This window comes from Kaarinaea lacus (assembly GCF_975902315.1).
Genome location: NZ_CDLKIE010000254.1, coordinates 1 through 6106 on the forward strand (window position 1 = coordinate 1; position 6106 = coordinate 6106).

8 protein-coding genes are annotated in these 6106 nt (G+C 45.2%); all 8 read left to right on the top strand.

Annotated features, from left to right (window positions below; all coding sequences use genetic code 11):
• The first annotated feature begins 494 nt into the window (after positions 1 to 494).
• Genes nifB through ACWVCM_RS07895 form a run of 8 tightly spaced genes read left to right on the top strand, consistent with a single transcriptional unit; the run spans position 495 to position 6027 of the window.
• On the top strand, positions 495 to 2003 hold the full coding sequence (gene nifB / locus ACWVCM_RS07860) for a nitrogenase cofactor biosynthesis protein NifB (RefSeq protein ID WP_455201180.1): 1509 nt from the start codon (positions 495 to 497) through the stop codon (positions 2001 to 2003).
• 12 nt (positions 2004 to 2015) lie between these two features.
• The gene (locus ACWVCM_RS07865; RefSeq protein ID WP_455201181.1) at positions 2016 to 2294 is read left to right on the top strand and encodes a 4Fe-4S binding protein; all 279 of its coding nucleotides are present in this window, start codon (positions 2016 to 2018) and stop codon (positions 2292 to 2294) included.
• Positions 2295 to 2334: 40 nt separating this feature from the next.
• Complete coding sequence (locus ACWVCM_RS07870) at positions 2335 to 2928, top strand: hypothetical protein (RefSeq protein WP_455201182.1); 594 nt, start codon at positions 2335 to 2337, stop codon at positions 2926 to 2928.
• Between the two features lie 29 nt (positions 2929 to 2957).
• Positions 2958 to 3377, top strand: a complete 420-nt coding sequence (locus ACWVCM_RS07875) for an ArsC/Spx/MgsR family protein (RefSeq protein ID WP_455201183.1) — start codon at positions 2958 to 2960, stop codon at positions 3375 to 3377.
• 11 nt (positions 3378 to 3388) lie between these two features.
• Positions 3389 to 4693, top strand: coding sequence for an FprA family A-type flavoprotein (locus ACWVCM_RS07880; RefSeq protein ID WP_455201184.1), 1305 nt, complete (start codon positions 3389 to 3391; stop codon positions 4691 to 4693).
• A gap of 46 nt (positions 4694 to 4739) precedes the next feature.
• Positions 4740 to 5024, top strand: a complete 285-nt coding sequence (locus tag ACWVCM_RS07885; RefSeq protein WP_455201185.1) for a 2Fe-2S iron-sulfur cluster-binding protein — start codon at positions 4740 to 4742, stop codon at positions 5022 to 5024.
• A gap of 47 nt (positions 5025 to 5071) precedes the next feature.
• Positions 5072 to 5425: a 2Fe-2S iron-sulfur cluster-binding protein gene (locus ACWVCM_RS07890; protein WP_455201186.1), complete on the top strand. Its 354-nt coding sequence runs from the start codon at positions 5072 to 5074 to the stop codon at positions 5423 to 5425.
• 11 nt (positions 5426 to 5436) lie between these two features.
• Entirely contained in the window at positions 5437 to 6027 is a 591-nt protein-coding gene (locus ACWVCM_RS07895; protein WP_455201187.1) for a nitrogen fixation protein NifQ, read from the top strand.
• Positions 6028 to 6106: the final 79 nt, after the last annotated feature.

A 6106-nucleotide genomic window follows, 5' to 3' on the forward strand; every position in this document is an offset into this window, starting at 1 on the left:
CCAAAGCTGCCAGATTGCTTAACATGACGCCGCGGCAGATTGCTTATCGCATTCAAACATTAAAAATTAAAATGCGTCGCATCTAAACAGTTTCTTGCTCCTGCTCTCCTGCAATTGACAAAGCGCGATCTTGTGATGTCATGTCAGTTGGTATTGTGATCTACACCAGATCGTCATGTGTTGCAAGCACGTTTATTATTTCCGTTTTATTTTGTAAATCTGCTTTGTTCCTAATCCTACAATTCCCAATTTTTGCACTGTTCGTTTTGCAACAAAACCGCGTTGCAAAATCTCCTCTTTCAATAAATATCAAATACTTATAACGCAAAATTTTTTAGGCACAGGCGTTGCACTTAGAGCTGTTAGAGAAAAAGTTGATAGCAAATAAACGCCATACAGTTAAGCAATGGCTTTATTAATCAAACAACTTGTGAGTGAGCAGTCTCACACGAGAACAAGACAAATACAGAATTTCTAATACTCAGGAGATGATTATGGAGTTGACTGTTTTAGGGCAAGACAACGAACAGACGGAAGTCAAAAGCGGTTGTAGTGCAGGTTCCTGCGGAAGTACTGACGACCAGCTAAGCCACTTGCCGGAAGAGATTCGTCAGAAAGTACATAACCATCCATGTTATTCAGAAGATGCACATCACTACTTTGCCCGCATGCATGTGGCTGTAGCACCAGCGTGTAATATTCAATGTCACTATTGTAATCGTAAATATGACTGTGCTAACGAGTCACGTCCTGGTGTGGTATCAGAGCTGTTGACGCCTGATCAGGCGGTGAAAAAAACCAAGGCAGTTGCGGCTAATATTCCCCAAATGACAGTGTTGGGTATCGCAGGCCCTGGTGATCCATTGGCAAATCCGGAGCGCACGTTCGAAACCTTCCGCCGCCTGTCTGCTGAAGCGCCCGATATCAAATTGTGCGTATCAACTAACGGACTTGCTTTACCAGCTGCAGTGGATGAATTAGCGAAACACAATATCGATCACGTCACGATTACTATTAACACCGTAGACCCGGAAATCGGCGCCAAAATTTATCCATGGGTGTTCTGGAACAATCGGCGTATTCATGGCGCAAAAGGTGCCAAAATTCTTATTGAGCAACAACAAAAAGGCTTAGAGATGCTGGTAGAGCGCGGCATCCTGGTGAAAGTTAACTCAGTCATGATTCCCGGGATCAATGATGTGCATTTACAGGAAGTGAGTCGAATCGTCAAAGAAAAAGGCGCTTTCCTGCATAACGTTATGCCGCTTATTGCAGAAGCAGAGCATGGCACTTTTTATGGCGTGATGGGACAACGGGGTCCCAACTCAAAAGAATTGCAGGCATTACAGGATGCCTGTGCCGGTGATATGAACATGATGCGTCATTGTCGTCAGTGTCGTGCAGATGCTGTTGGTCTGTTAGGTGAAGATCGTGGTGCGGAATTCACTCTGGACAAGATCGAAGATATGGAAATTGACTACGATGCTGCCATGGTAAAAAGGGCCAGAGTTCATGAGGCCATTGCGCAGGAACTGGAGTCCAAGCAGGCAGCGAAGCAGGAACAGGAGATCGTTACCGTTCAATTTGGCGAACAGGCAAAACAATATCGTCCTGTACTGATGGCAGTGGCTACTACCGGCGGGGGTGTTATCAATCAGCACTTTGGCCACGCCAAAGAGTTCCTGGTTTATGAAGCGTCTACAGAAGGAGTGCGTTTCATCGGTCACCGCAAAACAGACTTGTATTGTGAAGGTGGTGACACTTGTGGTGATGGTGAGTCAGTGTTGGCCAAAACCATTAAAGCACTGGATGGATGTGAGGCGGTGCTTTGTTCCAAGATTGGCTACGAACCCTGGAGCCAACTGGAGGAAGCCGGTATCCAGCCTAATGGTGAACATGCCATGGAAGCCATCGAAGATGGCGTGTTAGCGGTATACAAGGAAATGATTGAAAACGGCCAGCTGGAAGAAGATCTGGTGGTAGCAGAAAAAGCGTCGGCATAACTGGAGGCTAATATGGCATTAAAGATTATTGAAACATGCGTAAATTGCTGGGCGTGCGAACCTTTATGTCCCAGTAATGCAATCTATGAAGCAAAACCGCACTTTTTAATTGATGCAAAGAAATGTACTGAATGCGAAGGTGACTACGCAGATACGCAGTGCGCAAGTATCTGCCCGATTGAAGGGGCGATCCTGAACAGTTTTGGAGAAGCTGTAAATGCGCCAGGTTCATTGACTGGTATTCCACCGGAAAAGATGGCGCAGGCTATGGCTGAGCTGCAAGCGCACTAAATTTGGTATTGCAAGCGTTTTTTTAATGAGAGGTGTCGTGATGATTAAAACAAATGCAGAAAACATGTGGCTAGAGCTGGATGTGGTAGAGGAAAAGCATGCAGCCAGGATTTCCGTTGGCCCATGGATAAGTAAAGGCAGGAATTTTTTTCGACACTTGTTTCGACTCTTTAGAGTAGCGCCAGGCAAAGTCACTGCCGGTATTATTTCTACATTTATTATAAATGATGAACAAAAATCAAAGGATGCCAAAAGAAACATCAAAGATGAGTTTTATTTTAGAAAGTTTGAAGCTCGTAGAAATATACCGCACAGAACCTGGAAACGTCACAGCGCGCTTTTGCATTACCATCAACAGCAAACCCGACAACAGCAAGTCAAAGCGCTTAGTCCTGGCCATGAAAGTGATTTTCAGGCAGAAGCGGTAACGGAAGCTGAGCGGCAAGCTGCGCTTAATATAGATACCCCAGCGGTTAATAATTTGCGCCTAAGTTTTCGTGTTAAGTCAATCAGGCTATTACCAATTTGGGCTTCCGCGCTAAGCGATTTATCTCTCATTGAAGATGATCTCAGTTCTTTACGCTTTTATATAGAAAGCAGCCCTGATGCAATCAACATAGGTAAGGCGGCTTAATAAATTTCATCACAATTATCATCGCAATAATGGTTGACGTTATTTTTTACGAAAAGCCCGGGTGTATCAATAACACCAGGCAAAAAAAGCTCCTGACAGAGGCGGGCCACAATTTGGATGAAAGAAACTTATTAGTAGAACCATGGACCGCGGCTAAGTTACTGGCTTTTTTTAATAACTTGCCAGTAAACGCCTGGTTTAATCAGAGTGCGCCAACTGTTAAGTCAGGAAAAGTTGATCCTGACATGTTAACGGCTGAACAGGCGATTCAGTGCATGCTTGCTGATCCAATATTGATTCGGCGGCCCTTGATGGAGGTTGGCGACAGGAAAATTGTTGGTTTTGAAGCAGAACAGGTGAGTGAACTGCTAAAGCCTGGATCGGCCTTAGACAACACATTGGAGATCTGCCCCAAACAACATTCACATTCACCTTGTGGTACTCAATAGCGAGTAGGCTCATGACTAGCAAAGACATTTTAGATGTCAGTAAGACGCGAGATGCAGTGGCGTTATCTGATCGAGTCTACTGGGTCGGGGCCCTGGATCCAACGTTAAGAAACTTCGATATTATTCTTAAGACTGCCAACGGGACTACCTATAATTCATATCTGGTACGTGGCAGCGATGGTGTTGCCGTAATTGATACCGTAAAGGAGCAGTTCGCAGAAGAATTTTTTACACGGCTGGAGTCGGTCGCTGATTATAGTGAGATCAAAATTATCGTCCTTAACCATCTGGAACCGGACCATAGTGGTGCGTTACCAGAGCTAATGAAACGGGCGCCGCAAGCAAGATTATACATTTCCGTAAAAGCTCAGCTTATGCTCAAAGCATTGCTAAAACAGGATGGGCTGAATTTCGAAACCGTGACAACGGATGATTGTGTGAGCCTGGGAGACAGGACTTTACGCTTTTTGCATACGCCGTATTTGCATTGGCCAGATACGCAATGTACCTATCTGGAAGAAGAGCAGATGTTGTTTTCCGGTGATGTGTTCGGCTGCCATTATTGTGATAGTCGCCTGTTCAATGACAAAGTTGGCGACTTTCGTTTTTCATTCGAATACTACTATGCACACATAATGCGCCCTTTCAAGCAGTATGTGCGGGAAGCGTTGGAACTAATAGAGCCACTTGGTATTAATGTTATTGCTCCCACTCATGGCCCGATATTAAGAGATAAGCCGCGAGATTATGTGCGGCGATTCAGAGAACTGGCTAGCTCCGGCTTACAGAACGAACTTGAAGAAGATGAAAAAAGCCTGTTGATATTTTATATCAGTTCTTATGGTAATACGGCGCGTATGGCAGGCGCTATCTATTCCGGGGCATGTAGTGAGGATGGGGTACGAGTGTCTCTCTATGATCTGGAAGGCAGTGATATTGCGTCATTCATTGATCTCATTGAAGAAGCCGATGGTATCGTGTTTGGTTCGCCCACAATCAATGGTGACGCTGTTAAGCCTGTCTGGGATTTACTGTCATCACTTGCGGTTATTAAAACTATCGGAAAACTGGGTGCAGCCTTTGGGTCTTTTGGCTGGAGTGGCGAAGCCGTTGGGATGATGGAAGACCGTATGCGTGGATTGAAATTTCGATTACCGGTTCCTGGCGTAAAAATAAAATTGATTCCCACAGAAGAAGAATTAGAAAACTGCCAGGAGTTTGGTAAAAAGATAAGTAAAGCTCTTAAGGGAGAGTTGGAAACCAGGGTGGTTACATTCGAGCAAGTGATGAATTCAGATCATCACTATGCCGGTTGAGGAATTTTATTAATACAACAGAAATTGTTATTTCAAGGAGCAAAAAATGGCAAAAGCAAACTTAACATTCAAAGATATTGATTTAACAGTTAACGTGCCCGCCGGCGTACGAGTTATCGAAATATCTGAAAAAGTAGGATCAGGCATAGTATACGGCTGTCGCGAAGGCGATTGTGGCACCTGCATGATGAAGGTGGAAGACGGCTGGGAAAACCTGTCCACGCCTTCTGTTATCGAGGACAAGGTACTGAAGGACAACCTGGCCGGAAGGCATTACCGTTTGGCATGCCAGGCGCAGGTTATTGGTGATGTGACCGTTAGCCCGGCTTAGTAAGCTAATCCTGTAATCATGCAGTAAGCAACATTTGGAGAAGTGTTATGGCAAATATTACCTTCGTAAATCCGGAATATAAGAACAAGACAGTGTACGCCACTGCCGGTAGTCATACCGAAACCGTCTTGAAAATCGCCAAGGAAAACAAGATTCCTATCGATTTCAACTGTCAGGATGGCGAGTGCGGTACCTGTTTAATCAAAGTGAGTCGTTTAAGTGATAAAGGGGCTATGGGTGGACCGTTAACAGAAAAGGAAAAAGGTGTGCTCAAGGAACTGGGTAAAATCACTAACGAAGAGATAGAAAAGATGTTAGTGGATGACTTGCCGACTTCATGGCGCCTGGCCTGCCAAATTATCGCAAGGGATGAAGATTTGCTAGTGGAGTATGGTGTGTAATGCAAGCGAGTATGGAAATGAGGCAAGTTAGTACTCAGTGCAGTTCAAAGGCGGACAAGGAGGCCGTCTTTGAGCAACTGATGGCTATGGGTGGTCAGCATCAAAACGATTTTTATCTGGCACGTATATTTTCGTCATGGGTGGCGGAAGAAGGTGTGCTGCCAGCTCGCCTGGGGCTCAGTGTTGAGAACTTTCAGAACCTGGTGGCAAGGCACTTTGCCGATCACCAGCTATTAGCCAGTGTAAATAACAAAGCTGAATTTGAAAAGGAGCGTATTCCGGAGTGGGAAGACCTGGTGGGATTAATGCTCGAGTTTCGTGCCAGCAATGATGTGTCTGAAGAATGGGTTGCACAGATTGTAGCAGCGGCATGTATGGGATTCGATCATCTATGGCAAGACCTGGGATTATGGTCGAGAGGTGAATTGACTGAAATACTAAGCTTGAATTTTCCTGAACTGGCCAGGCGCAATGATAAGGATATGAAGTGGAAGAAGTTTCTCTATAAGCAGTTATGTGCTCGTGATGGCACCTATGTATGTCGCGCGCCATCCTGTGATGTGTGTGCTGATTATAACGTCTGTTTTGGCCCCGAAGAGTAATGCGATATGGAAGCCGTATTACAGCGTCATCCGACAGAGTCCGTTGAAAAAAAAGCCGTGGCCGCTTACCTGGGGCTGG